We start from the raw sequence: 2,014 nt of genomic DNA, 5'->3' as shown, positions 1-2,014 counted from the left end.
GCGGCGGGCGATGCGAGGCGCCCTGGCCCGGCTGCCCGCGGCGATGGCGGCCCGCGACCGGCTGCCGCACCGTACCGAGGCCGCCGCCCGATGTGTGGAAGGACAACCCCATGCCTGACGACCGCGTGTCGGTGGTGATCATCACCCGCGACCGCTGCCCGGAGCTGCTGCACACCCTGCGGCGCATGACCGACCTGCCGGAGCAGCCGCAGGTGTTCGTGGTCGACAACAACTCCTCCGACGGCTCCCCGCAGGCGGTGCGCGAGCACTTCCCCGGCGTGCGGCTGCTGCGGTCCCCCGCGAACCTGGGCGCGGTGGGGCGCAACCACGCCGTGGAACGCCTGGACACGACCTACGTGGCGTTCTGCGACGACGACTCCTGGTGGGCGCCCGGCTCGCTCGGCCTGGCCGCCGACCTGCTGGACCGGGCCCCGGACCTGGCCGCCGTCACCGCCCGCATCGTCGTCGAGCCCGGCGGCGAGGAGGACCCGATCATCGACGAGCTGCGGAACTCGCCGCTGGACGGTCCGGACTGGCTGCCCGGTCCCGCGCTGGGCTCGTTCCTGGCTGCGGCGACCGTCATGCGGACCGACGCCTTCCGGGCAGCGGGCGGCTTCTCGCCCCGGCTGTGGCTCGGCGGGGAGGAGGAGCTGCTGGCGACCGACCTGATGGTGCGCGGCTGGTGGCTGGCCTACGCGGAGGACCTCACCGTGCACCACGCCCCGTCGTCGGTGCGCGACGCCACCCAGCGGCGCGTCGACGGGCTGCGCAACACCCTGTGGTTCAGCTGGCTGCGGCGCCCGCTGCCGGCCGCGCTGAGCCGGACCTGGCACCTGGCGAGGACGGTCCCGCGTGACCAGCCCTCGCTGCGGGCGTTCGGCAAGGCCGCGGCCGGGCTGCCGTGGGTGCTGCGGGAACGCAGCCGGGTACCGGACGAGGTGGAGCAGCGGCTTCGGACACTGGAACGGGAACAGCGCCGTTCGCAGGCCCGACGGTACGTCGGGTGAGCGGCGGAGCGGCTGCCGGAGACGCGGGAGGAACTGCCTTGGCCGAGAGCGCGCTGATCGTCATCGACATGATCAACACCTATGACCACCCGGACGCCGAGAACCTCCGGCCCTCAGTCGAGAAGGCGCTGCCGGCCGTGCGCCGGCTGATCGAGAAGGCCCGCCGGGCCGGTACCGAGGTGGTGTACGTCAACGACAACTTCGGACGGTGGCGCTCCCAGCACGACGAGATCATCAACACCGCGCTGTCGGGACCGCACCGCGAACTGGTCGACCCGATCAGGCCGGACGACAACTCGCTGTTCGTGATCAAGGCCAGGCACTCGATCTTCTACCAGACGCCGCTGGAGTACCTGCTCGCCGACCTGGGCGCCCGCCGCCTCGTGCTGTGCGGGCAGGTGACCGAGCAGTGCGTGCTCTACTCCGCGCTGGACGCCCACATCCGCCACCTGGAGGTGACCGTGGCCCGGGACGCCGTCGCCCACATCCACCCGGACCTGGCCGACGCGGCACTGCGGATGATGGAGCAGAACATGAACGCGACGGTCTGCGACGCGGCCGACGTGAGGTTCCCTGACCCCGGCTGAACCGCCGGCCGTACCCGGGGCTCCGGCACGTTCGCAGCGTTCGCCCGCCCGTGTGCTGTGGGCCCGGGCCGTGAACGCGCCCGTGCCGTGCACCCGTGTGCCGTGGCTCCGGCGGACGCCCCCGCGACCGTCCGCGGGACGCCAGGACGCGGCTGCGCGAAGCGCCCGCAGCCGTACGACCAGCAAGGACGCGGGTTTGCGCGGCCGATCACGGGCAACCCGCCTGATGTGCTGATCCTGAAACCCCCAGGGGTGTACGCCACGCAGGAGGACACCGGTCTGCTCGTCGAGTCGCTCCGCGGTGAGCGTCTCGGCCCGGACACGAAGGTGCTCGACATGGGCACCGGGACCGGGGCGCTGGCGATGGCCGCCGCCCGCGCCGGCGCCGGCAGCGTGACCGCGGTGGACGCGTCCGCCCGC

At 73.3% G+C, this 2,014-nt stretch carries 3 protein-coding genes; all 3 read left to right on the top strand.

Translation table 11 applies throughout. The features are described from left to right. The first annotated feature begins 110 nt into the window (after positions 1-110). Positions 111-1,007, top strand: coding sequence for a glycosyltransferase family 2 protein (locus ACYVE9_RS24540; protein ID WP_461030084.1), 897 nt, complete (start codon positions 111-113; stop codon positions 1,005-1,007). 38 nt (positions 1,008-1,045) lie between these two features. Further along, entirely contained in the window at positions 1,046-1,594 is a 549-nt protein-coding gene (locus tag ACYVE9_RS24535) for a cysteine hydrolase family protein (protein ID WP_461030083.1), read from the top strand. Between the two features lie 57 nt (positions 1,595-1,651). Next, positions 1,652-2,014 (top strand): 50S ribosomal protein L11 methyltransferase (locus tag ACYVE9_RS24530; protein WP_461030082.1); only part of this gene is annotated, 363 nt, incomplete at its 3' end.

It is taken from the genome of Streptomyces sparsus, from assembly GCF_054776295.1.
The sequence above is the reverse complement of the archived record's forward strand: the minus strand, read 5'-3'. Positions and strand labels throughout refer to the sequence as shown.

Excerpts from the sequence above, each read along its gene's own strand:
- ACYVE9_RS24540 (WP_461030084.1), top strand. The coding sequence starts at position 111 with ATGCCTGACGACCGCGTGTCGGTGGTGATCATCACCCGCGACCGCTGC.